Raw genomic sequence first — 22,707 nt, forward strand, 5'->3', positions numbered from 1 at the left:
CCAGGGCCGTGTCGCTCTGCTGGGTGAGGCCGACCGCCGGTGCGGTGAACAGCTTGGTGCCCGTGGCCGTCGGACGGGAGGTGCCGCCGGGGAAGACCCAGACCGCGCCCGCGCCCGTGTCCGCGTTCTCGTGCTCCGAGCTCCGAGCTCACGAACAGTTCGGGCTTGCCGTCCTTGTCGACGTCCCCGACCGAGACCGTCGTACCGAAGAAGTCGTCGGTCTCGGAGGCGCCGGGGACCCCGGCGGTGTCCTGGGTGAATGAGTAGGCGCCGGTGCCGAGCGCACCTGTGCGGCGGCCGGGAATCACGGTCACCGAAGCGGCCCGGCTCTGGCCGGCGACGCCTTCGAACGGGGCGCCGACGACGATGTCGGCGAGCCCGTCCCGGTTGAGGTCGGCCACGGCCAGGGCGCCGCCGAACTCGTCGTCGTACGGCGTGGAGACCACGAGGTCCGCGTAGCCGTCCCGGTTGAGGTCCGCCGTCGCGGTGGCGGTGCCGAACTCGTCGTAGGCCTCGGCCGTGCCCGGTACCCCGACGGTGTCCTGGGTGATCGTCTTGCGGTGGGCCGCCGAGAGGCCCGACGAGGACCCGTACAGGACGACGATCGCGCCCGCCGCCTCCTTGCCGGCCACGTTCGCACCCGGCGCGGGCAGGACGGCGTCGCGGTAGCCGTCACCGTTGAAGTCGCCGGGGACCGCTCCGTGCACGGCGAGCGCGGGCGCGGCGGGCAGCAGTGTCCCGCCGACCAGGGCCGCGGCGACGACCGCCGCGGCCCGCCATCTTCCGCCGGACACCGTCGAGTTGCTCATGCGAGTCCCCCTCCCACCCCCGACGCGCCCCCTGTGCGCCGACACCAGGCGTGCAGTGTGAAGCCCCTGGCTGTAAGGGAGTTGAGGGTGAGGACTCAGCCGTCGTACGTGCCGTCCCACGGCGGCCCGAAGGCGTGCCGGTCCGGATACAGCTCGGCCCAGCTGCCGTCCTCGTCCTCCTCGACCAGCAGGCCGAACAGGACGCCGTCGACGGTGCGTTGGAAGGGGCGGACCGCGATGTCGGTGTAGCTGCGGCGGGGGAGGGCGCGGAGCAGTTTCGCCAGGTGGATTCGGGCCTGCGAGAGGACCGAGTCGTCGCCGTGCGGGGCGCGCTGCTGCTCGGCCCAGGTGCCGGCGCACCAGATCTCCGAGTCGCGGTACCGGCCCGCGGTATCGAAGGTGTGGAGCACCGTGTAGAGACGTTTCTGCTCTTCCCAGCCGTCGTCGGGACGGAAGCCTTGGGGAAACGCGTAGGTGACCGACGCCAGGAACTGGCCGTCCGCGTAGCGGCCCACGGCACCGCTGCGCTGATTCGGCTCGTAGGCGATCGGAATGACCTCGGGGACTGCCATGGCGGAACCTTACGGGTTGGCGCGAACACGTCTACGTCGGGGTCCGTCACCGAGCCCGCATGACCTCGCTGAGTTGGCCCTGGGCCAATGGTGGCACCGCGATGGGATGCGCCGCACCAGCCCGCAGTCCGTCGAGGAAGAACGCCAGGCAGCGGCGCCAGGCGTCGGGCGCGGTCTCCATCGACTCCCGGATCACCTGGGACATCGCCCAGATCAGGGTGACCAGGTCCTCCGGTTCGAAATCGGGGCGCAACTGCCCGCTGTCCCGGGCCCGTTGGATGATCAGCTCCGCGCGCTGGAAGCCGCGGTGACAGGCCTGTTCGACCTCCCCCGCCGCCCGGAACCGTTGCGCCATCGCGTCGTTGAGGCCGTGGTCCTCGGCCTGTAGCGCGAAGAGCCCCTCGATGTACCCGACGAACCCGTCCCAGGGGTCCGGAGCCGCCAGCGCCGTATCCATGATCCGTTCCAGCGTGGCCAGCCGCTCCGGGAGGATCGCGTCCCAGAACGCCTCCCGGGTGGGGAAGTGGTTGTACAGCGTGCCGATGCTGACCCCGGCCTGCCGGGCGATCTCCTCCAGCGGCGCGTCCAGGCCACGTTCGCCGAAGAGCCGGGTGGCGGCGGTGAGCAGCTTCGCGCGGTTGCGGGCGGCGTCGGCCCGCAGGGGTTTGGGCATGGCTCCATCATACGGAACCTGAGACAAGCCTCAGGTTAGGTGTTACGGTCGCCTGAAGTTGAGGCAATCCTCAAGTTCTCTGTTCCGGGTACCTCTCCATCGTCGAAGGGCACCGTCATGTCCGCACCCACCTCGTCAGACCCCAAGGTCGCCGTCGTCATCGGCGTCGGACCCGGCCTCGGCATGTCCGTCGCGCACCGCTTCGGCCGCGAGGGGTACGCCCTGGCGCTGGTCTCCCGCAGCGACACCCGGCACGCGGACTACGTCGCGTCGCTCGCGGCGGCGGGGATCGACGCCGGGTCGTACGTCGCCGATGTGCGCGACGGTGAGCGGCTCGGGGCGGTGCTCGACGCCGTCGCGGAGCGGTACGGGCACATAGACGCCGTCTACTACGGGCCGGGCGCCCTCGACCTCGACGCGCGCCCCGAATCGATCACCGAGACCGACTCCGCCGGTGTCCGGGAGGCGATGAGCTGGATGTATCCGGCCGTCGACGTCGTGAACAAGGTGCTGCCCGGCATGGTCGAGCGTGGTGACGGTGTGCTGGTGTTCGCGGGTGGGCTCAGCGCAGTGGTGCCGATGCCGATGCTCGGCGCGCTCGCCGTGTCCTCGGCCGCCCTGCGCAACTACGCCCTGACCCTCAACGCCGCGCTCGCCGAGCAGAAGATCTACGTCGGCAACCTGGTCATCGGCGGACTCATCGAGCGCGGTGACATCCATCAACTGCTGACGGCTCACCCGGAGCGCTACGGGAACATCGGTGAGCGGACCCTGAACCCCGACGACATCGCCGACGCCGCCTGGGAGTTGGCGGCGCGGCGAGATCGGGCGGAGGTGACCTTCAACGTGCTCGGGTGAGAAGTGGCGACCAGGTCAGCCCTGGTCGCCGCCGAAGCGCTCCTTGTACGTCTCCAGGTCCTCGTCCGTGAGCTTCGCGAAGAGGACCGGGGGGACCGTGAAGGGGGTGCCCGCGGGGATGGCGGTCAGCGACTTCGCCTCGTCCGAAGACACCCATGTTGCCGTGTCGTCGGGCAGGGCGAAGGCCGCGCGCATCGCCGCCGACGAGGACGGGATGAAGGGTTCCGAGACCACCGCGTAGAGGTGGATCAGGTTCATCGCCGTGCGCAGGGTGAGGGCCGCGGCCTCCGGGTCGGTCTTGATCTCCAGCCAGGGGGCCTTCTCCTCCAGGTAGGAGTTGCCCGCCGACCACAGGGCGCGCAGCGCCGCGGCGGCCTTGCGGAACTGGAGGGCCTCCATCTGGGTCTCGTACTCGGCGAGCAGGGCGGCGGTCTGCTCGCCGAGCCTCGTCTCCGGCTCGCCCGCCGCCGCGCCCGCCGGGACCTCGTCGCCGAAGCGCTTCTTCGAGAAGGACAGGACGCGGTTGACGAAGTTGCCGAGGGTGTCCGCGAGGTCCTTGTTCACCGTGGCGGTGAAGTGCTCCCAGGTGAAGGACGAGTCGTCGGACTCGGGGGCGTTGGCGATCAGGAAGTAGCGCCAGTAGTCGGCCGGGAGGATGCTCAGGGCCTGGTCGGTGAAGACGCCCCGCTTCTGGGACGTGGAGAACTTGCCGCCGTAGTACGTCAGCCAGTTGAAGGCCTTGACGTAGTCGACCTTCTTCCACGGCTCGCGGACGCCGAGCTGGGTGGCCGGGAACATCACCGTGTGGAACGGGACGTTGTCCTTCGCCATGAACTCCGTGTAGCGGACCGGGTTCTCACCGGCGTCCGCCTCGTACCACCAGGACTTCCAGTCGCGGATCTCGCCCTCGGGGGCCGCGTCCGACCATTCCTTCGTCGCGCCGATGTACTCGATGGGGGCGTCGAACCAGACGTAGAAGACCTTGCCCTCCGCCGCGAGCTCGGGCCAGGTGTCGGCGGGGACCGGGATGCCCCAGTCCAGGTCGCGGGTGATCGCGCGGTCGTGCAGGCCTTCGGTGAGCCACTTGCGGGCGATGGAGGAGGCGAGCTGCGGCCACTCCTCCTCGTGGGCGGCGACCCACTCCTCGACCTCGTTCTGGAGCTTCGACTGGAGGAGGAAGAGGTGCTTGGTCTCCCGCACCTCCAGGTCGGTGGAGCCCGAGATCGCCGAGCGCGGGTTGATCAGGTCGGTGGGGTCGAGCACCCGGGTGCAGTTCTCGCACTGGTCGCCGCGGGCCTTGTCGTAGCCGCAGTGCGGGCACGTGCCCTCGACGTAGCGGTCCGGGAGGAAGCGGCCGTCGGCGGGCGAGTACACCTGGCGGATCGCGCGCTCCTCGATGAAGCCGTTCTCGTTGAGGCGGCGGGCGAAGTGCTGGGTGATCTCCAGGTTCTGCGGGGAGGAGCTGCGGCCGAAGTAGTCGAAGGCCAGCGCGAAGCCGTCGTAGACCGCCTTCTGCGCGTCGTGCGCCTGCGCGCAGAACTCGGCTACGGGGATGCCCTGTTCCTTCGCGGCCAGCTCGGCCGGGGTGCCGTGTTCGTCAGTCGCGCAGATGTACAGGACGTCGTGGCCGCGCTGGCGGAGGTAGCGGGAGTACACGTCCGCCGGGAGCATGGACCCCACCATGTTGCCCAGGTGCTTGATCCCGTTGATGTACGGAAGGGCGCTGGTGATGAGGTGTCGAGCCATTGGAGGGCTGCTCCCAGGTCGGTGTGCTGCTGTTGTCGCGAACCTTGAAATCGTAGCCGACATGGGTATGCCGCCCGCCTCCCGTTTTACGGGGTGGGAAGCGGGCGGCACGTTGTCCTACGACTGTGTCCTACGGCTGTGCGGTTACGGGCGCCAGTCGATCAGCACGCCGTCGTAGAGCTCCGCGTCCGTGAGCTCCAGGGGGGTCGGGCCCGCGTGGAAGAAGGCCGTGTTGTCGGTCTTCAGCTTGCGGAGGTAGTCGAAGGCCTTGTTGTCGTGGTCGCCGAACGCGACGAACGAGAAGAAGACGGAGGCGTGCGACTTGGCGGCGTCCGTGAGGGACTGGGTGGCCGGGGTCTTCGCGTCCGGGGCGCCGTCCGTCTGGAAGACGACCAGGGCGGGGGTGGCCGGGGTGGCGTTCGCGTCGTAGTGCGCGAGTACGGCTGCTACGGCGGCGTGGTAGCTGGTGCGGCCCATCCGGCCGAGGCCGGCGTGGGTCTCGTCGATCGTGTTCTCGGGGGAGGCGTTGGTGAGGTCGGTGGTGCCGTCGACCTCCGTGGAGAAGAAGACGACGTGGACGGTGGGGGTGGGGTCGGGGTCCAGGTGGGTCGCGAGGGCGAGGGTCTGGTCGGCCAGGGCCTGTGCGGAACCGTCCTTGTAGTACGGGCGCATGCTGGAGGAGCGGTCGAGGACGAGGTAGACCTTCGCTCGGGTACCGGTGAGGCCGGCCTTGCCGATCGCGACGGCAGCGGAACCGGACCCCACGGCCTCGGCTACGCCCTCGGCCGTCAGGATTTCCCCACCCGCACCGCCCGTGACGCTCTCGTCGTCGGGTGCGGGTGGCCCCTGCGTGGCGGACCCGCCGTCGGCGGCTGCGGCGACGGGCTCCGCGAGAACGGGCTCCGCGACAACCTCTTCCGTGGGCTCCGCCACGGGTTCGGCAACGGGTTCGGCGATCGGTTCGGCGATCGGCTCGGTGGTGGCGATGACCTCCGCCGCGACCGGCTCGGCCACCTCGTCGAGCACCGGCTCAGCCACCTCGGGAACCGACGACTCGGCCACCGCTGCGGCCACGGGCTCCGCCTCGGGGGCGCTCTCGGCGACCGGTTCCGCGACGGGCTCCACCTCGGCCTCCGGCTCAGGCGTGCTCTCCGCGACCGGCTCCACTTCGGGCTCGGTCTCCGCGACCGGCTCGGCTTCCGGCGTCACCTCGGCGGCAGGTTCAGCGACCGGCGCGGGCTCGGGCTCGACGACCGCCTCCGGCTCAGTGACCGGCTCCGTCTCGGGCTCCGCCGTCACCTCAGCCGCAGGCTCCGCTTCGGCTTCCGCTTCCGCCTCGACGACCGGCTCGGTTTCCGCGACCGCCTCGGTCTCCGCCTCCGCCGTCACCTCAGCCGCAGGCTTCGCTTCCGCGTCCGCCGTCTCCTCAACGACCGCGACCGCGTCCGCGTCCGCCTTCACCTCACCGACCGGCTCCGCCTCAGCGACAGTCTCAGCCACCGGCTCAACTACGACCTCGGCGACCGGCTCGACAACCACATCATCCGTCGGCTCAACCACGGCCTCGGTCACCGGCTCAGCAGCCACCTCGGGCACCGGCTCGGCGACTACCTCGGTCACCGGCTCGGCAACAACCTCAGCCGAAGGCGCAGCCGTACCCACGGCCGTACCCGCAGCCGCCGCCCCGGTACCCTCCGCCCCCTCCACCGACGTCGCCGGCTTCGGGACCGTCACGTTGTCGAAGGCCAACGCCACCAGGTCGTGCTCGTCGTCCTCCTCCTGGGTGGAGGACGCGCGGGGCTCCGGTACCTGGGCCGTTGCCGCAGGTGACGGGGTCGGTGTCGACGTGAGGTCGGGTTCGGTGGACGGGGACGGGACCTTCGCGTCCGGTTCCACCGCGGTCGGCTGCTCTTGCGAAGGAGTGCGTTCCGCACCCTCTGCTCCGGTGGCACGCTCCTTGCGTGACCTGCCGAACGCATTCCGCAGGAGAGTGAGAATGCCCATGTGCGCAACCCTTCGCGTGAGTTGAAGCCGTCAATCCCTGGCCAGGACGGACACGTAAGGTTAGCGGCCTCGGATGGCGATCTTAGGCAGGGGCAAGGCGCGTGGGACGCGTCCTGTCAACACCCCCTGTTTCAGCCACCACTTCGCTCGCCCGTTCACCTGCGTACTCACCTGCGTACTCACAGGCCCGCCCCCCGGCCCCACCCGCCGACCGGTTCACGCGCCGTTCACATGAAATCGCGTCCTCAGTGCGGCGAAGCGATCGCCCGTGCCGCCGCGACCTCCTGCCGCAGCGGCTCCAGGACGCTCTCCGCCGGGCCCGTCAGATCCGTACGGACCTCCACCAGGACCTCCGACTCGCGTACGCCCTCCGACAACTCCCGTAGCTGAAGCACCACTTGGGTCACCTCGGCGGAGGGCGGAGACGGTGCCCCGTGCTTCACCCGTACCCTCGCCGCCGTCGTCGCGTCGACGATCCGTTCCACGGCGACGACCAGCGGGAGCCAGCCGGCGGCGAGACGACCGGTGGGCGGGGGTTCGGTGAGGGCGCGCTGGAACTCCGTACGGATGACGGACAGGTCGCGGTACAGGCGGCGCCGCATCCGGGCGCGGGCGGCCGGGTCGACCTCCACCCCGGCACCGGCAGAGCCCCCGGCACCGGCACCGGCAGAAACCCCGGCCCCGGTCCCGACCCCGGCAGCCGTAGACGCCCCGAACGCCGACTCCACGTACGTCGCCGTGTCCGCCACCGCCTCCGCCAACCGGTCCCCCACCCTCGTGTGCCAGCTCTCCGGCCAGAGCAGATAACCCGCCACCAGCGCGATCCCGCAGCCGATCAGCGAGTCCACCAGGCGGGGCAGGAGCAGTGCCGTGCCCTGGTGGTTCAGGACGTCGGACAGGAGCAGGATCACCGGGGTGATCGCCATCGTCTGGTAGCCGTAGCCCCGGGGGGTCAGGGCGGGGATGAGGGGGGCCAGGAGGAGCAGGACCAGTACGTCCCACCAGCCCCCCGGCACCGCCGACAGCACCGCCGCCGCGATCACCAGTCCCGCCACCGTGCCCAGCGCGCGCAGCAGCGCCCGGGAGAAGACCGAGCCGAAGTCCGGCTTCAGGACGAAGGTGATCGTCAGGGCGATCCAGTACGAGCGCGGTACGGGGACCGTGGACACCAGCACCTGCGCGAGGCCGATGCAGAGGGCCAGGCGCAGGCCGTAGCGCCAGGAGCCGGAGGAGAGCAGGACGTTGCGGGCTGCCCTTGCCGCGCGGATGCGGAGGGCCGCGGGGCGGCCGAGGCGGTCGTCGATGCCGCGCGGGTCGACGTCCGGGGCGGTGACGACCTCGGCCGCGTGGCGCAGGGCGTGGTCGATCGCGCGCGCTGTTTCGCCGGTGGGGGTGGGGAGGTCGAGCCCTATCGGGCCGGTGTAGCCCGTCTCGACGGCGTGCGCGAGGTGGCGGACCGTGTCGCGGATCTGTGGGGGGAGGGCACGGCCGGACTGGTGGACCGCCGGGGCCGCCTCGACCACCGGGGTGATCGCGTTCAACTGGGCCAGCAGGCGGGTGAGTTCGGGGCTGCGGCCGTGGTGGCGGGCGCGCCGGGCGAGGACGAGGTCGTACGACTGGTTCAGGGACTGGGTGACGGCCCGGCGGGCCGCGTCGTAGGCCGCCGTGGGGTCGTCGCCGCAGGTGGCGAGGAGGTCGGCGACGGTGCGGTAGGTGTTCGCGACCGCCGCCCGTTCCGGGACCCCGGAGCGCAACGGCCAGGCCAGCAGGGCGAGGAGGAGGACCAGGAGGCCGCCGCCGGACATCAGGACGGGGGCCGGCCACCACGCGCCGGGGAGCGGAAGCCCCGCGCCGATCACCGAGTTGAGGAGCAGCAGCAGGCCCGATACGGAGGCCACCGCGCCGATCGTCGAGATCATCCCGGAGACGAGCGCGATGGCGGTCAGGGTGATGACCGCGAGCCAGCCCCGGTCGTAGACCGCCGCCCCGAGCGTGACGCCGATCGCGCCGAAGAGCTGGGGGATCGCGATGTTGAGGATGCGCATGCGGTAGGCGTCGGCGGTGTCGCCGATGACGCCGGAGAGGGCGCCCATGGAGGCGAGCGCGCCGTAGGCGGTGTGTCCGGTGGCCAGGCCGATCGCGAGGGGGAGGGTCATCGCGACGGCGGCGCGGGCGATCGCCGGCCGGTTGAGGGGGGCCTGCTGGGGTTGGAGGTTCCTCACCAGCCAGTCGGGGGGTGTGAGGCCGATGGGGAACTCGCGGGACATGCGCCCATTATGAGCGGCGCGTCCGGCGGAGAAAGGACCTTGCCCGGACCGTCCCCGGGCTATTCGTGCTGGTGGAGCGTGATGTCGACCAACAGGGCGCGGTGGTCGGTGTCGGCGAGGTCGAGGAAGCGGGCGCTGTTCGCGGAGAAGTCCGGGGACAGGAGGACGTGGTCGATCTGGGTGCCGAAGGTGGGGAGCAGCCTCCCCCACTGCCTGAAGGGCGTGGGAGGTGCCCCCATCGGCCAGCTCGGGGTGCGGGGGTGTCCGGCGAGGCGGGCCGCGTCGCGCAGTCCGGTGTCCAGGATGCGGCGGAAGGCCGCGTGGTCCTGGGAGGAGTTGAAGTCGCCGGCCAGGACGGTGGGGGTGGTGGGGTCGGCGGCGGCGAAGGCGCGCAGCCGGGCCAGTTCGCGGTGCCACAGGGCGACCTGGTTCGGCAACGGGGGCATGGGGTGCGCCAGTTGGAGCCGTACGGCCTGACCGTCCACGTCGGCCACCGCGCCGGGCATGCCCATCGTGCCGGTGACGCCCCGCGTGCCCTTGAGCGGGAAGCGGCTCAGGATCACCGAGCCGTGCGAACCGGCCGCCGCCACCGCCTGCCGGTAGCGGAACTCGGTGCCGAAGTCCCGCTCCAGCGTGGCCTGGCAGGTGTACTCGCACTCCTCCACGAACACCACGTCCGGCCGCTCCCGCCGGATCACCGGCACCAGCGCACCCGTCCCCCGCCCGAACTCGACGTTCGAGGTCAGCACCCGGAACTCGGCGATCGCCGGTCCGCTCGGATCGCTGCTCTTCCCGTACGGCTCGATGAACCACGCCAGCAGGCCCAGCAGCGCGACGCCCCACACCAGCCCGAGCCGCCGGCGGGTGATGAGGGAGAGGAGCAGCCCGAAGCCGGTGGGGGCGAGCAACCACGGCAGGAACGCGAGGAGTTGGGGGACGGGCGTGATCGCGTCCGTGTCGGCCGTACGACAGCCGACGACCACGCTCACGCCGGCGAAGAGGAGTCCCGCACACCAGCGCGTGAAGCGGCGTCCGCGATGGCGTTCGGGCACGAAGTCGGCGGCGGTCCACTCGGAGGTCGTGGTGCTCAAAGGGTGACCTTCCGCCAGTGGACGTAGACGCCCAAATCATCCCACGCTCACCTCACTCCACGCGGGCCAGGAACTTCCCCAGGATCCCGTTGAACTCCTCGGGGCGTTCGAGATTCGGCAGATGTGCCGCGCCCTCGATCACATGGAGCGTGGAGTCGGGGAGCGCGGCGTGCATCGCCTCGGCGTCGGCGACCGGGGTGTAGGTGTCGTCGGCACCCACGACCACCAGGGCAGGGACGGACACCCGGGTCAACAGGTCGCGGTAGTCGGGGCGTTGGGCCCGGGCGCGCAGGGCGGCGGCGGCACCCGTGGGGTCGGTGGCCGCCATCATGCGGTGGACGTGGGCCTTGACCTCGGGATCCGCGTACGGCGCCACCATCCGCTCCAGGACCTCGTCCGCGTAGCCGCGCATGCCCTCCCGCAACAGGCGGTCCGCCGTCGTGTTCCGGGTGCGGGCGGCCTCCGGGGTGTCCGCCGCCGGGAAGGTGTCGGCGAGGACCAGACCCCGGACGCGGTCGGGGAACCGGCCGTGGCAGTCCATCGCGATCTGCCCGCCCATCGACAGCCCGGCCAGCACGAACGTCTCCACCTCCGCCTCGTCCAGCAGCGCCTCCAGGTCCGCGGCGAAGTCCGAGAAGCGGGTGACGGCGGGGGTCGAGGGGGAGCGGCCGTAGCCGCGCAGGTCGGGGGCGAGGACCCGGCGGGCGGGGGAGAACGCCTCGATCTGCGGGGTCCACATCGTGTGGTCGAAGGGGTGGCCGTGGATGAGGACAAGGGGGAGGTATGGGTCGGTAAGGGGTGGCATGCCCTCGACCCTAGGTCGGCTCAACTCCTCGGTACAATAAGATCTTTGCCCTCGGTGCAATCCCGATGACGGAGGGGCTCGATGAGTGACTACCGGCTGATCGCCGACCGCATCGCCGGCGACATCGCCTCCGGGCGGCTGCGGCCCGGTCAACGGCTGCCCCCGCAGCGGGTGTTCGCCCGGCGGCGCGGGATCGCCGGGTCCACGGCCGGGCGGGTGTACGCCGAACTCGTGCGCCGGGGGCTGGTGGTGGGAGAGGTCGGCCGCGGCACCTTCGTGCGGGCCGCGGCGGCGGGGCCGTACGGGCAGGCGATCGTCGAGGCGGCGACCGGGGCGCCGGTGAATCTGGAGCTCAACTACCCTTCCGCGCCCGGCCAGTCGGCGCTGCTGGCGCCGGCTCTCGCGCCGCTGCTCCGCCCGGACGTACTGACCGAGGCGCTGCGTCCGGCGCCCGCGACGGGGACGGCGGCGGCGCGGGAGGCGGTGGCGGAGCTGCTTGCCACGCCCACCTGGCGGCCCGATCCCGACCGTGTTCTCTTCACCGGCAACGCGCGGCAGGCCATCGCCGCAGCCCTCGCCTCCCTGGTCCGGCCCGGTGGTCGGGTCGGGGTCGAGCCGTTGACGTATCCGCTGGTCAAGGAGATCGCGGGGCGGCTCGGGGTCACGCTCGTCGCGCTGGAGGCGGACGGCGGCGGACTGTGCCCGGAGTCCGTCCGGTCCGCGCATCGCACCGCTCCCCTCTCCGCGCTCTATCTCCAGCCGACGCTCCACAATCCGACCTCGGTGACGACCGGCGAGGCGCGCAGGCGTGAAATCGCCCAGGTCATAAGGGAGTTGGGGCTGCCCGTCGTCGAGGACCGCATCTGGTCGTTCCTGCACCCGGACTCCCCGGACCACCCAAGCTCCCCGAACTCCCCAAGCTCCCCGGACTCCCCGGACTCCCCGGACTCCCCGGACTCCCCGGACTCCCCGGACTCCCCAAGCTCCCTGGACCACCCGGACTCCCCCGCGCCGCTCGCCGCCCACGCCCCCGGTCTCGTGCACGTCGTCGACGGGCTGTCGAAGCGGGTCGCGCCGGGGCTCACCGTCGGCTTTCTCGTCGTGCCCGAGGGCCGCGTCGAGGCCGTCGGCGTGGCCGTCCGGTCGGGTGGGTGGAGTGCGGGGCGGTTCGCGCTGGAGGCGGGAGTGAGGTGGATGACGGACGGGACCGTGGCGCGGCTGGTCGAGGCCAAACGGGCCGACGCGAGGGCCCGACAGCGGCTGGTCGTCGAGGAGTTGGGCGAGTCGGGAGAGTCGGGAGAGTTCGCGGTACGGGCCGATCCGCTCACCTATTACGCCTGGTGGGAGCTGCCCGCGCCGTGGCGGGCCGACACCTTCACGGCCGCCGCCGCGGCACACGGGATCGCCGTCACGCCGGGGACCGCCTTCGGTGTCGATCCGAAACGGACCCCGGACGCGGTCAGACTTGGGCTCGCGTCGGCTGCTGTGCCGGATCTGCGGCGGGCATTGCGGACGCTCGCCGCTCTCGCACGAGGCGCAGCAGCAGGAACTCCCGTACCGGGCGGGCGTATCGGGTGAGCCAGGCCGTCGCGGCCACCGTGAGGCCCACGCCCAGCAGCAGCCAGGCGACCTGGCGCAGGGTCGAGGTCAGGGCGTCGTAGATCGCGCCGCCCGCCGCTTCCGAGACCTCGGCCGGCAGGTCGGCGACGGTGAAGTGGCGGCCGATCGCGAGCGCGAGGCCGAGCAGCGCGCCGCCGAGAGCCGTGCCGAGCGCGGTCGCGGTGATCGCGCGACGGCGGCGCACGGCGACGGCGATGCCGGTGACGGCGAAGACGGCGGCGGCCACGGGGAGCCAGAAACCGGCGACCTCAAGCACGTGGAACTCCTGTCGGAGCGGGCCCAGTTCACCGGCCTGGAGAACCGCCACCTCGGTGTGCTGGACCGGGATGCGGCTCGCCAACGGCACGTGTTCCAGGGCGAGTTGGTGTTTGACCTGGGCGGTGACCGGGGCGAGGTCGACGGTGACGGTGCCGTCCCGTGCCTCGTCCTGGAGGGCCGCCAGTACGGCGTCGTGGGTGGCCCGGTTGCCCTCGTCCCAGGCCACGCGGAAGGCCTGGGTCTCGGTGAACGAGCGCACCGCCTCGTGCACGAACGGCGCGGTGCCGGGCGTCCGGTCCGTCACGCCGTGCACCCGGCGCACCCGGACCTCGCGCAGGATGCCCGCGCCGACCGTGTCCGCGATCACGTCCCGTACGGCCGGGTCCGCGGCCAGCGGCGCCATCGCGGTGACATAGCGGCCGGAGTCGGTCAGGCCGTAGGCCGCCCAGGCCGCCAGCGCGCCGAAGGGCGTCAGGAAGCAGGAGAGGGCGACGAGTACGGCCGACAGGGCGCTCCGGAGACGTGGGGGCACCTCTCCAGAACAGGGCCGGGGAGCGTCGTACGCGAGCGGGTCGAGGGTTTTTGACTGCATATGGGTTAAGGGTCGGGCCCGGACGGGTGGGGGGACGGGCCCGGAACCCTTCGCGGAACCCCGGAACCCTTGGCGGAACTGGGGAGTCCGCTCTCGGGTGGAGGCTTCACCCGAACGGGTGTTTCCTGGAGCTGGGGAGAAGGAGGCCGAACATGCGCACCACTCCGGCCCTGCGGACTCTCGCCGCGGCCCTGCTGACCGGTGGCACCCTCGCCGTCGCGGCGGCGGGCACCACGGCGGCAGCAGCACCGTCAGCACCGTCCAGGTACGCCGAAGGTCACGGCGGTGGCGGCGGTGGCGGCAGTCCGATCTGGGGCACGATCGCCTCCCGCACGGATCTGAACGTGCGGCAGTCGCCCACCACACGGTCCCCCGTCGTCGACTCGCTCGCTCCGGGCAGTCAGGACCGCGTCCAATGCGTGGTCAGGGGACAGACCGTCAACGGAAATCCCGACTGGTACTGGCTCGTCGGCGCGCAGGCATGGGCCAGCGCCGCGTTCGTCGACACCGGCGGCCGGAGCGTGCCGTCCTGCTCGGACCCGTGTCCGGGCTGGAAGGACGGCGGCGACAACTCCAACTGGGGTGACAACAACTCCGGCAACAACTCCAGTTGGAACAACGACCCGAACTGGGGTGACAACTCGTCCTCGTGGAGCACCTCGGCCTCCGGGTCGTGGAGCGTCTCGGGCTCGTGGAGCTGGAGCGCGTCCGGGTCCTCGACCGGCGGCGGCATCTGGAACTGGGCGCCGTAGGAAGGGAATCGGAGGGAAGGGCGTGGGCCCCGGCACCAACTCGGTGCCGGGGCCCACGCCCTTGTGCCGTCCATCCGCCGTACGGCGTCAGCGGATGCGGTTGCCCTCTCCGTCCTCGCGCGTGTAGTAGCGGTAGAAGAACACCAGGAAGACGCCCGCCGTGGTCGCGAGTCCGATGGCCGTGGAGCGCAGCACGCTCTCGCCGGTCTGGCTGTACAGGAAGCCCAGCGAGGCGCCCGCGAAGCCGGACTTGACCAGCGAGTGCAGTTCGCGCTTCAGCAGCGGCGCGAACCGCGCCACCGCCAGGCACAGCACGACGAACGCGAGCGCCGTCACAAAGCCGAACAGGATGTTCCAGCCCGTGACGGGTCCGCCGCTGCGACGGTTGGCGGCCGCCCAGTAGCCGTAGACGAGCCCCAGGACGACCGGGATCGCCACCTTCGCGACGCGGTGGACGCGGGTGTCGAAGATGTCGGGAAGGCCGCTCGGGGCAGTGAATCCGCCGGAGCCGGGCGTGGGTGCCGCGTGAGCCATGAGAGCACTCCTCTCTCTCGCCCCCGTCTACCGATTTTTCCGCCCCCGTCTACCAATGCACACCCCGGGACAGGCGGTGGCAAGTCGGGGTGCGGCCTCGGTTGCCCCATGTTTCGCTGGGGCGCATGAAGCTCGTACTCTTCGGCGCCACCGGCATGGTCGGCAGCCGGATCGCGACGGAGGCCTCGGCCCGCGGACACCAGGTCCTGGCGGTCAGCCGCTCCGGCCAGTCACCGGTCCCCGGGGTCACCGCCACGGCGGCCGACGCCTCGGACCCGGAGAAGGTCGTGGAGGTGGCGCGCGGCGCCGACGCGGTCGCCTCCGCGTGCGTACCGCCCCGATGGGGGTCCCCCCGGTCGAGCGAAGCCGAGACCGGGGGAGGCAGCGATCCGAGCGGCCCCTTCCTCGCCCTGAACGAGGCGCTCGTCGCGGGCGTCCGCGCGGCCGGCGTCGGGCGGCTCCTCGTCGTCGGCGGCGCCGGCGGCCTGGAGGTCGCCCCCGGCCAGGCGCTCAGCGACCAGCCCGGCTTCCCCGAGGCCTACCTCCCCGAAGCCCACGCCCACCGCGCCGTCCTCGCCTACTACCGCGGCCTCGACGACCTCGACTGGACCTATGTCTCCCCTGCCGCCGAGATCGCCCCCGGCACCCGCACCGGCCGCTTCCGCGTCGGCGGGGACCAGCTCATGACCGACGACCAGGGCCGCAGTCTCATCAGCGCCGAGGACTACGCGGTCGCCTTCGTCGACGAACTGGAGCGGCACGCCCACCCGCGCGGCCGGATGTCGGCCGCGTACTGACCGTCGTGAGCGCCCGCGGACACAGACCGGTGCGCTACGGCGCCTTCTGGCGCCCCCCGCTCGACGACGGGCTGCCCCGCGCCCGGGACCCCGACGCGCTGCGCCGCCAGCATCTGCTGCGGGTGCGCGGGCGCAGTGTCGCCTGGGTGCCGCCGCTGCTGGTGCTCGTCACCATCCTGCTGGTCGACTGGTACACCGGCGGGGAGTTTCGGACCGTCTCCTGGATCGTGCTCGTGCCCGGTATCGCCGCGGCGATCTGCGGGGTGCGGGGCACGGCCGTGTTCGCCGCGCTCTGCACGGCCACCTACGCGATCGCCGACCACGCCTGGCCGCGCCAGTACCAGACCGGTCTGCCCGACTTCATCCTCGTCGGCATGGGCGGTGTCCTCGCCGTCCTGGCCTGCGCGGTCCGGGTCCGCGGCGAACGCCGCATGCTGCACATGCGGGACGTCGCCGAGACCACCCGGCGCACCCTGCTGCGCCCGCTGCCGCCGGGCTGGGGCGGCCTCGACCACGCGGCCGTCTATCTCGCCGCGGACGCCGTCGCCCGCGTCGGCGGCGACTTCTACGACATCCAGCCCGGCCCGCACGGCACCCGCGCCCTCGTCGGTGACGTCCAGGGCAAGGGCCTCGGCGCGGTGGAGGCGGCGGCGGCGCTGCTCGGCACGTTCCGTGAGGCGGGATACCACGAGCGCGAACTCGCCACGGTCGCCGCGCGGCTGGAGATCCGGATCCACCGGCACGGGCTGCATCTCGCCGCGCTCGGTCAGGAGGACGACGACCGTATCGACCGGTTCGCCACCGCCGTCCTGCTGAGCTTTCCCGTCGCCGAGCCGGACACCGTCGAGGTCGTCAACTTCGGTCACGAACCGCCCTGGGTGGTCGGCCCACTTGGGGTACGGTCGCTGCCGCCCGGGCACGGACTCCCGCTGGGGCTGGGCGAGTTGGCGCACATGGACGGGCCGCCGCCGACCCTCCGGATCACCCTCGCCCCCGGTGAGACCCTCCTCGTCGTCACCGACGGGGTGACGGAGGCGCGGGACGGGGCGGGCGTCTTCTACCCGCTCAAGTCCCGTGTCACCGAAGGGGTCCTGGCCGACCCGTCCCTCGCCGAACCGGACCGGCTCGTCGCCTACGTCCGGGACGGCACCCTGCGCCACAGCGGCGGACATCTCGCCGACGACACCACGATCTTCGCGGTACGGCGGTCCTGACATCACCCTTTGCTCCAGCAGAGGTTCGGCAGAGGTTACGGTGCTGGGTACGTACGTAGGTGATCGATGGTTCGGGGGAGGGCGCATGCCTGGAACGGTGCTGCTGCTCGCGGCCTCGCCGGTCGGCAAGGGGCGACTGGTGGACGCGGCCTCCGTCCTTCCCGTGCTCGCGGCCGTCGACCCCGCCGTGCTGTCCGGTACCGACACCGCCAACGTTGTCGAACTCGCCGACCCGTTGGAGCCGCAGGCCGTGCTGACCCGGTTGCGGGCCGCCGCGACGGCGCCGGGGCCGTTGACCGTGTTCGTCACCGGGCAGCTCCAACTCGACCGGAAGCAGCGGCTTCCGCATCTTGCGCTGGCGCGTACGACGCCGGCGACCGTTCGGTACACCGCGTTTCCGTGGGCGTGGGTCCGGGAGGAACTGCGGTTGCGGGCGCCGGGGACGACGACCTTGCTGCTCGATCTGCACACCGATGCGGAGACCTGGCAGTGGCTGCGGGATCGTCCGCTCGACTCGGGGCGTACGAACGCCGTTTACGGTCGCATCGCGCCGCCTCCTGGGCGACGGGTGGTGGCTGTGCCGGGGTATATGAAGGCGGTCGCGACGATCTTGCGCAGCGGGAGCCGTCCGGCGGTTGAGCAGTTGCATGAGCTGGCGTTGGAGAGGCTGGGGGCGGAGGGGTATGCGGATGTCGTCCTGTCCGCGCCGGGAGTTGATGTCGGCGCGGGAGTGGGTGCGGGCGTTCCTGGGGGCTTCGCCCCCAGACCCCCGTCGGCCCTGAAGGGGCCTCGTCCTCAAACTCCCCCAGAGGGGGGACCCCCAGACGGGCTGGATATTGCCGGCCTGGGTGAGAAAGCTGCCGGCCCGCGTGAGGAAGCTGCCGATCTGCGTGAGGAAGCTGGTGACCCTCACGGTGTCATCACGGAGGCCGTCCAAGCGGGACGTCACTCCGACGCCGATGCCCTCGCCGCCGAGCACGAACAAGCCGCCGTACGGGCACATGGGCGGGGTTCGGAGGAGGCGCTGCACTGGACCGAAGTGCGGGCCGATCTCGCGATGTTGGCCGGGGATCCGGTGCGGAGTTGTCGGGGCTGGCTCGTGGTGGCGGGGGCGCGGCTGGCGGCGGGACAGGCGGCCGACGCGTCCGCTGTCGAGGCGGCCGTGGACCGTGCCCACCATCAGTGGGGGCAGATCCACGAACCGGCCCGCGCTCGTGAACTGGGGCCCGAGCTGGCCGAGTTGAGGAGCCGGGTGCCAGGGCGCCGCGCGGGAGCCCTGGACCACGTACAGCAGCACCTGGTCCAACTCCAGTTGATGGGCTAGTCAGTTCACCGTCAGGATCTCCAACGCGCCGGACACCAGGGTCCGTACACCCGGCGTCACCGTCACCAGATCCGGTGCGAACTGCGGGCTGTGGTTGCTGGGGACGGCGAGGAACTTCTCCATCAGGTCCGTGCCGGGCGCCGCGTCCCACACGTCCGCCGGGGTGCTCGTCACGAACCAGTAGGAGTACGGCACCCCGTCCGGGACCAGGTGGGGAAAGTCCTCGCTGCCCATCGCGGGACCGGGGTCGAAGACCGTGCCCTGGCCGAGGACCTCGGTGTGGACCGCGGCGATCCGGTGATCGGTGTCGGCGTCGTTGACCGTCATGGGGAAGCTGTTGCCGACCGTGATCTCGGGCTCGGTCGGGCATCCCGCGGCGAGGCACTCGCCGGCCGCGATACGGCGGATCGCGGCGATCATCCGGTCCCGTACGTCGGTGGACTGGGTGCGCAGGTTGAGCAGCAGGCGGGCGGTGGTCGGGATGATGTTGTGCCGGGTGCCGGCCTCGATGCGGCCCACGGTGAGGACGGCGGACTCGCGGGCGGCGATCTCCCGGGAGACGACCGTCTGTAGCCGGGTGACGAGGTAGGCGGCGGTGACGACCGGGTCGACCGTCGTCTCGGGGCGCGAACCGTGGCCGCCGCGGCCGTGGATGACGATCTCGATGTCGGTCGTGGCCGACATGATCAGGCCCGGTGAGTGCGGGTAGAAGCCGGCCGGGCCGGGTGCCGCGTGCTGGGCGAGCAGCGCGTCCGGGCGCGGGACACGCTCGTACAGGCCGTCGGCCACCATCGCCGCCGCGCCCTCGCCGGTCTCCTCCGCGGGCTGGCCCACCAGTACCAGCGTCCCCGACCAGGTGTCCCGCCCGGCGGCCAGCGCCTGCGCGGCACCGGTCAGCCAGGTCACGTGCAGGTCGTGCCCGCAGGCGTGCATCACACCGTCGACGGTCGAGGCGTACGACAGTCCCGTGTCCTCCGGCACCGGCAGCGCGTCCATGTCGGCGCGCAGCAGCACGGTCGGGCCGTCGCCGTTGCGGAGCACCCCGGTGACACCGGTGCCGCCGATGCCCTCGACGGTGTCGTAGCCCGCCTTGGTGAGCCGTTCGGCGAGCTTCGCGGCCGTGCGGTGTTCGCGTCCGGACAGTTCGGGGTGGCGGTGCAGGTCCCGGTAGAAGTCCTCCAGGCCGGGGACCGGGAGGTCGGCGGTGAGGTCCAGTGCGGTGCGCGCGGCGGCGGAAACGGAAGAGGTCACGAGGGCAGCCTGTCACTCGTATGGGTGTCTCCACCACGGTCCTGGCCGAGTGTCACTGCTATCCACAGAGGAGGGGGCCGGCAGTACCCAGCGAACTACCCAGCGATGTACCCACCGAAGGAAGTGCCGCCATGGCAGTCCCCGAAGCCACCCTCGCCATCAACTTCACCCAGGGGCTGAACGACGCCTGGTCGAAGGTCGCGCAGTTCGTGCCCAAGCTCGTCGGGTTCCTGGTCATCCTGGCCATCGGCTGGTTCGTGTCGAAGATGATCGCCCGGGTCCTGGACCGGGTGCTGCGCAAGGTCGGCTCGGAGAGACTCTCCGAACGGGCCGGTACGGAACGGTACTTGCGGGACTCCAAGTACGACATGACCGGCATCGTCTGCAAGATCGTCTACTACGCGCTGATGCTGATCACCCTCCAGCTCGCGCTCGGCGTCTTCGGCTCCAACCCGGTCAGCACGATGATCAACGGCATCGTCGCCTGGCTCCCGCGCGGCATCGTCGCGGTGGTCCTGGTCGTCGTCGCGATGGCCATCGCCAACGCGGTCCGCGGGATCGTCGGCAGCGCCCTGTCGTCGATGTCGTACGGCCGGATGCTCGCGACGATCGTCTGGGCCTGCATCGTCGCGCTGGGCGTGATCGCCGCGCTCGGTCAGGCGGGCATCGCCACCTCGGTCACCCAGCCGGTGCTCTACGCCGCCCTCGCGACCGCGGCCGGCATCCTGATCGTCGGTGTCGGCGGCGGCATGATCGCCCCGATGCGGCAGCGCATGGAGCGGGTGCTGATGGCGGCGGAGCGCGAGACCACCAACGCGAAGGGCAGCCTCACCGCGTACCAGGCGGGCCGCGAGGACGCGATGACCAACCAGCCGGTGCGCGAGCGGACGGACCTGGGGATGGACGCGCGGGGTGACGACATGCCTGGGTCGTCCGGCATGTGAGGTGACGCAATCGCAGGTGGGAGCCGTGCTCCGGAGTTGATTCGGGTCGGGGGCGGGACTGCCGCATCAACTCCCCGGCGATGACGATCGGAGGCGTGGGGGCCCCGCGCCGGGGGGGGGCGCCCCCCCCCCCCCCCCGGGCCCCCCCCCCCCCCCCCCCCCGCCGCCCCCCCCCCCCCCCCCGCCCCGGGGGGCCCCCCCCCCCGACCGGCGTATCACTGGGCCACATCGTCGACCCGCGTGATGGCACATGGACGTACCAGTGGCAGGTCGGCGGGCGGCGTGGTTCCCCGGAGTACGAGAACCGTCTGCGCCTGCCGTACGGGAACGCCGTCACCATCGCGACCGACCTGGGGGTGTGGAAGGTCGAGACCGGCGCGCTGCCGCTCTACTTGTGCGCGGACACGGCGTTTCCGACCGGGTGAGATGCCGGCAGGCGGTCCGCCGCCTTGGCCGGGCTTGCCGCCGCCGCTCCGATCAGGGCGGCTACGGCGATGACGGCGGCGCAGAATCCTCTGACGTAACGCGCGGACATACCAACCTCGCAACGACAGTGACAGCGGCAACGACAGCAACGAGTTAAGCACGCTTAATGCGTGCCTAACTTAAGGGGTTGGAGCCCGCAACGGGAAGGGCTTCAGGGCGAGTTGAGCCATCGGAAACCCTTTTTCAGTCACCCCGGCGCTGCTCGGGCAGCAGTCCGTGGCGGTGCACCAGCCAGCTGATGGCGGTCAGCCTGCACACCGCGTAGTCGTGCCCGACCGGCTCCCGCCAGTCCAGCTCCGCGAGCGCGTCCAGGAAGCCGAGCGCGTAGTCCGTGAGATCGGCGTGGTCCGGGGGCGGGGGCAGCAGCTCCGGGCCGCCCGCCGAGAGACGTTCCCGCAGCTCGGCGACGTGCTGGTCCACCGCGGCCGTGAAGGCAGGCTCGAAGGCGAACTCCGCGAAGCGGGGTCCGTACGCGCTGCTGATCTTGGCCAAAGGGGACATTTCTTCACCATACGACAGGCGGGTGCGGGGGAGTTACGTGATACCCGTCACCGGTGTGCCACGCAGTGGTGACACTCGGCGACAGTCCGTAATCGATCGCTGGGGTCTTCAACAACTCGCCTCCCATGTAAGTGAGTTACCGACCAGTCCGTAACTCGGCTTACTGGCATGATTAATCGCATGGTGAGACGGGACGACCCGGAAGTCATCGGGCGCAGGGTGCAGCAGCTGAGACGTGAACGTGGGCTCACCCAGCGGCAGTTGGCCGAGCCCGCCTACACGCCCGCGTACATCTCCACCCTGGAGGCCGGCCGGGTCCGCCCCTCCGACGACGCGCTGCGGCACCTCGCCGACCGACTCGGCGTCGCCTACGACGAGTTGGCGACCGGCCGCCCCGCCCGCCTCGCCACCGAACTGCGCCTGCATCTGACCGAGGCCCAACGCACCCTGGCGACAGGGGAGTCGGAGGAGGCCGCCGAGCAGTACGCCGACCTCCTCGCCGAGGCGGAGTCGTACGGGCTGGTCGACGAGGAGGCCGTGGCGCTGCTCGGGCTCGGCGAGTGCGGGCTCGACACCGGTGATCTCACCGCCGCCCGCCTGTACTTCGAGCGCGCCGAGCGACGGCTGGCCGACGAACCGCTCCCGGCCCGCGTACCCGCCCTGCGCGGCCGTGCCGTCGCGCACTACCTCACCGGTGAACTCCGGTACGCCGTCTACCTGTTGGAGTCCACCCTCGACGAGCTGAACCGCGGCGGTCTGCACGACCCCGACGCGCTGCTGCTGCTCTACGCGAGCGCGATCGGCCCGTACATGGACATGGGCGCGCACGCGCGGGCGGCCCAGGCGGCGGAGCTGGCGCTCGCGCTCGCGCCGCAGGTCGCGGACCCGGCGCTGCTGGCGCGCATGCACCGCTCGGTCGCGCGGACGCTGATAGCGGAGGGCCGGGTCGCCGAGGCCGACGCCTCGCTCGCGAAGGCCGCCGAGCTGTACCGGCAGCTCCAGTTCCGCACCGAACTCGCCAACTGCCACTGGATGCGCGGCTACGTCTACGCCCAGGACGGTGAACTGGAGCGCGCCGAGGTCGAGTTGAGGCAGGCGCTGGACATGCTGACGGCGAAGCGCGCGGCGCTGTACAGCAGTCAGGTCGCCGTCGAACTGGCCGACGTACTCCACAAACGCGGCAAGTCCGACGAGGCCGCCACCCTCCTCCACAACGTCCTCAGCGACCTCAGCTCCGAGCGCGGCGCCCTGCACTCCGCCGCCGCGCACCGCCTCCTCGGCATCATCGCCGAGGACGCCCGGGACACGGACGCCGCCGAGGAGCACTACGTCCGCGCCCTCAGCCTGCTGGAGCGGGCGGGCGCGGCCGGCGACCTGGCCGACCTGTGCCGGATGCTCGGCGATCTGCTGCGCCGGACCGGCCGGGTGGAGGCCGCCCTCGACGCCTACCGCACGGGCCTCGGGCACCGTACGGCCCCCGGGACCACGACGCTCGGCCCGGCGCCCGCACAGCCTCCTCTTTGACAAATCGGGGATGGCGCACAGCGCCGCCGGTTACCGTGCGACCTACGAGTGACGAGGCGTAGTCGTACGAACCGGGATGAGACAG

Annotated in this window: 20 protein-coding genes and 1 pseudogene; 8 read left to right on the top strand and 13 right to left on the bottom strand. The window is 71.6% G+C overall.

All coding sequences use genetic code 11. The features are described 5' to 3' along the window. Window positions 1-173 precede the first annotated feature (173 nt). The 3 genes and pseudogenes from ACIRRY_RS17265 to ACIRRY_RS17275 form a co-directional block, all read right to left on the bottom strand. Window positions 174-809 (bottom strand): annotated as a pseudogene (locus ACIRRY_RS17265) (FG-GAP repeat protein); the annotation flags it as partial. Between the two features lie 95 nt (window positions 810-904). After that, window positions 905-1,381: a hypothetical protein gene (locus tag ACIRRY_RS17270; protein ID WP_403973085.1), complete on the bottom strand. Its 477-nt coding sequence runs from the start codon at window positions 1,379-1,381 to the stop codon at window positions 905-907. 46 nt (window positions 1,382-1,427) lie between these two features. Further along, window positions 1,428-2,054 (bottom strand): TetR/AcrR family transcriptional regulator, encoded by a 627-nt coding sequence (locus ACIRRY_RS17275; protein WP_403973087.1) that lies wholly within the window; start codon window positions 2,052-2,054, stop codon window positions 1,428-1,430. Between the two features lie 117 nt (window positions 2,055-2,171). Between ACIRRY_RS17275 and ACIRRY_RS17280 the strand changes: the two genes are divergently transcribed. Further along, window positions 2,172-2,912 (top strand): SDR family NAD(P)-dependent oxidoreductase, encoded by a 741-nt coding sequence (locus ACIRRY_RS17280; RefSeq protein WP_403973089.1) that lies wholly within the window; start codon window positions 2,172-2,174, stop codon window positions 2,910-2,912. A gap of 15 nt (window positions 2,913-2,927) precedes the next feature. On the opposite strand, the gene metG is transcribed toward ACIRRY_RS17280, so the two are convergent. From metG to ACIRRY_RS17305, 5 genes are all read right to left on the bottom strand, one after another. After that, window positions 2,928-4,658 carry a methionine--tRNA ligase gene (gene metG, locus ACIRRY_RS17285; RefSeq protein ID WP_403973091.1) on the bottom strand — a complete coding sequence of 577 codons (1,731 nt, stop codon included), beginning with the start codon at window positions 4,656-4,658 and terminating at the stop codon, window positions 2,928-2,930. 144 nt (window positions 4,659-4,802) lie between these two features. Next, the gene (locus ACIRRY_RS17290) at window positions 4,803-6,662 is read right to left on the bottom strand and encodes a VWA domain-containing protein (protein WP_403973093.1); all 1,860 of its coding nucleotides are present in this window, start codon (window positions 6,660-6,662) and stop codon (window positions 4,803-4,805) included. 245 nt (window positions 6,663-6,907) lie between these two features. Then, window positions 6,908-8,929: an FUSC family protein gene (locus ACIRRY_RS17295; protein ID WP_403973095.1), complete on the bottom strand. Its 2,022-nt coding sequence runs from the start codon at window positions 8,927-8,929 to the stop codon at window positions 6,908-6,910. 59 nt (window positions 8,930-8,988) lie between these two features. Further along, the gene (locus ACIRRY_RS17300; protein ID WP_403973098.1) at window positions 8,989-10,020 is read right to left on the bottom strand and encodes an endonuclease/exonuclease/phosphatase family protein; all 1,032 of its coding nucleotides are present in this window, start codon (window positions 10,018-10,020) and stop codon (window positions 8,989-8,991) included. Between the two features lie 52 nt (window positions 10,021-10,072). Beyond that, window positions 10,073-10,825, bottom strand: coding sequence for an alpha/beta fold hydrolase (locus ACIRRY_RS17305; protein ID WP_403973100.1), 753 nt, complete (start codon window positions 10,823-10,825; stop codon window positions 10,073-10,075). Window positions 10,826-10,906: 81 nt separating this feature from the next. Between ACIRRY_RS17305 and ACIRRY_RS17310 the strand changes: the two genes are divergently transcribed. Continuing rightward, window positions 10,907-12,403, top strand: coding sequence for a PLP-dependent aminotransferase family protein (locus ACIRRY_RS17310; protein WP_403973102.1), 1,497 nt, complete (start codon window positions 10,907-10,909; stop codon window positions 12,401-12,403). Here ACIRRY_RS17310 and ACIRRY_RS17315 read toward each other — a convergent pair. Next, a complete protein-coding gene (locus ACIRRY_RS17315; RefSeq protein WP_403973104.1) occupies window positions 12,285-13,235 on the bottom strand; it encodes a hypothetical protein in 951 nt (316 codons plus the stop codon). The genes ACIRRY_RS17310 and ACIRRY_RS17315 overlap by 119 nt on opposite strands. A 212-nt stretch (window positions 13,236-13,447) precedes the next feature. Here ACIRRY_RS17315 and ACIRRY_RS17320 point away from each other — a divergent pair, with 212 nt between their 5' ends. Continuing rightward, window positions 13,448-14,047, top strand: a complete 600-nt coding sequence (locus ACIRRY_RS17320; protein WP_403973107.1) for an SH3 domain-containing protein — start codon at window positions 13,448-13,450, stop codon at window positions 14,045-14,047. A gap of 87 nt (window positions 14,048-14,134) precedes the next feature. Here the strand turns inward: ACIRRY_RS17320 and ACIRRY_RS17325 are convergent, their stop codons facing one another. Beyond that, window positions 14,135-14,581, bottom strand: a complete 447-nt coding sequence (locus ACIRRY_RS17325) for a hypothetical protein (protein WP_403973109.1) — start codon at window positions 14,579-14,581, stop codon at window positions 14,135-14,137. 125 nt (window positions 14,582-14,706) lie between these two features. Between ACIRRY_RS17325 and ACIRRY_RS17330 the strand changes: the two genes are divergently transcribed. The 3 genes from ACIRRY_RS17330 to ACIRRY_RS17340 all read left to right on the top strand — a co-directional run bounded on the left by ACIRRY_RS17330 (window position 14,707) and on the right by ACIRRY_RS17340 (window position 17,916). Then, on the top strand, window positions 14,707-15,378 hold the full coding sequence (locus ACIRRY_RS17330; protein WP_403973112.1) for an NAD(P)-dependent oxidoreductase: 672 nt from the start codon (window positions 14,707-14,709) through the stop codon (window positions 15,376-15,378). A 5-nt stretch (window positions 15,379-15,383) separates the two neighbouring features. Next, complete coding sequence (locus tag ACIRRY_RS17335) at window positions 15,384-16,592, top strand: PP2C family protein-serine/threonine phosphatase (RefSeq protein ID WP_403973115.1); 1,209 nt, start codon at window positions 15,384-15,386, stop codon at window positions 16,590-16,592. Window positions 16,593-16,677: 85 nt separating this feature from the next. Continuing rightward, complete coding sequence (locus ACIRRY_RS17340; protein ID WP_403973117.1) at window positions 16,678-17,916, top strand: hypothetical protein; 1,239 nt, start codon at window positions 16,678-16,680, stop codon at window positions 17,914-17,916. Here the strand turns inward: ACIRRY_RS17340 and ACIRRY_RS17345 are convergent, their stop codons facing one another. Further along, entirely contained in the window at window positions 17,917-19,167 is a 1,251-nt protein-coding gene (locus ACIRRY_RS17345) for an amidohydrolase (protein WP_403973120.1), read from the bottom strand. Window positions 19,168-19,298: 131 nt separating this feature from the next. Between ACIRRY_RS17345 and ACIRRY_RS17350 the strand changes: the two genes are divergently transcribed. Continuing rightward, the gene (locus tag ACIRRY_RS17350; RefSeq protein ID WP_403973122.1) at window positions 19,299-20,111 is read left to right on the top strand and encodes a hypothetical protein; all 813 of its coding nucleotides are present in this window, start codon (window positions 19,299-19,301) and stop codon (window positions 20,109-20,111) included. Between the two features lie 388 nt (window positions 20,112-20,499). On the opposite strand, the gene ACIRRY_RS17355 is transcribed toward ACIRRY_RS17350, so the two are convergent. Beyond that, the gene (locus tag ACIRRY_RS17355) at window positions 20,500-20,646 is read right to left on the bottom strand and encodes a hypothetical protein (RefSeq protein ID WP_403973125.1); all 147 of its coding nucleotides are present in this window, start codon (window positions 20,644-20,646) and stop codon (window positions 20,500-20,502) included. Window positions 20,647-20,780: 134 nt separating this feature from the next. After that, complete coding sequence (locus ACIRRY_RS17360) at window positions 20,781-21,098, bottom strand: DUF6401 family natural product biosynthesis protein (protein WP_403973128.1); 318 nt, start codon at window positions 21,096-21,098, stop codon at window positions 20,781-20,783. A gap of 180 nt (window positions 21,099-21,278) precedes the next feature. On the opposite strand from ACIRRY_RS17360, the gene ACIRRY_RS17365 reads away from it, so the two are divergent. Continuing rightward, on the top strand, window positions 21,279-22,622 hold the full coding sequence (locus tag ACIRRY_RS17365; RefSeq protein WP_403973130.1) for a tetratricopeptide repeat protein: 1,344 nt from the start codon (window positions 21,279-21,281) through the stop codon (window positions 22,620-22,622). Window positions 22,623-22,707 lie beyond the last annotated feature (85 nt).

It is taken from the genome of Streptomyces sp. NPDC101776, from assembly GCF_044766845.1.
GTDB lineage: Bacteria > Actinomycetota > Actinomycetes > Streptomycetales > Streptomycetaceae > Streptomyces.

Excerpts from the sequence above, each read along its gene's own strand:
- ACIRRY_RS17270 (WP_403973085.1), bottom strand. The coding sequence starts at position 1,381 with ATGGCAGTCCCCGAGGTCATTCCGATCGCCTACGAGCCGAATCAGCGC.
- ACIRRY_RS17275 (WP_403973087.1), bottom strand. The coding sequence starts at position 2,054 with ATGCCCAAACCCCTGCGGGCCGACGCCGCCCGCAACCGCGCGAAGCTG.
- ACIRRY_RS17280 (WP_403973089.1), top strand. The coding sequence starts at position 2,172 with ATGTCCGCACCCACCTCGTCAGACCCCAAGGTCGCCGTCGTCATCGGC.
- metG (WP_403973091.1), bottom strand. The coding sequence starts at position 4,658 with ATGGCTCGACACCTCATCACCAGCGCCCTTCCGTACATCAACGGGATC.
- ACIRRY_RS17290 (WP_403973093.1), bottom strand. The coding sequence starts at position 6,662 with ATGGGCATTCTCACTCTCCTGCGGAATGCGTTCGGCAGGTCACGCAAG.
- ACIRRY_RS17295 (WP_403973095.1), bottom strand. The coding sequence starts at position 8,929 with ATGTCCCGCGAGTTCCCCATCGGCCTCACACCCCCCGACTGGCTGGTG.
- ACIRRY_RS17305 (WP_403973100.1), bottom strand. The coding sequence starts at position 10,825 with ATGCCACCCCTTACCGACCCATACCTCCCCCTTGTCCTCATCCACGGC.
- ACIRRY_RS17310 (WP_403973102.1), top strand. The coding sequence starts at position 10,907 with ATGAGTGACTACCGGCTGATCGCCGACCGCATCGCCGGCGACATCGCC.
- ACIRRY_RS17320 (WP_403973107.1), top strand. The coding sequence starts at position 13,448 with ATGCGCACCACTCCGGCCCTGCGGACTCTCGCCGCGGCCCTGCTGACC.
- ACIRRY_RS17325 (WP_403973109.1), bottom strand. The coding sequence starts at position 14,581 with ATGGCTCACGCGGCACCCACGCCCGGCTCCGGCGGATTCACTGCCCCG.
- ACIRRY_RS17330 (WP_403973112.1), top strand. The coding sequence starts at position 14,707 with ATGAAGCTCGTACTCTTCGGCGCCACCGGCATGGTCGGCAGCCGGATC.
- ACIRRY_RS17340 (WP_403973117.1), top strand. The coding sequence starts at position 16,678 with ATGCCTGGAACGGTGCTGCTGCTCGCGGCCTCGCCGGTCGGCAAGGGG.
- ACIRRY_RS17350 (WP_403973122.1), top strand. The coding sequence starts at position 19,299 with ATGGCAGTCCCCGAAGCCACCCTCGCCATCAACTTCACCCAGGGGCTG.
- ACIRRY_RS17355 (WP_403973125.1), bottom strand. The coding sequence starts at position 20,646 with ATGTCCGCGCGTTACGTCAGAGGATTCTGCGCCGCCGTCATCGCCGTA.
- ACIRRY_RS17360 (WP_403973128.1), bottom strand. The coding sequence starts at position 21,098 with ATGTCCCCTTTGGCCAAGATCAGCAGCGCGTACGGACCCCGCTTCGCG.
- ACIRRY_RS17365 (WP_403973130.1), top strand. The coding sequence starts at position 21,279 with ATGGTGAGACGGGACGACCCGGAAGTCATCGGGCGCAGGGTGCAGCAG.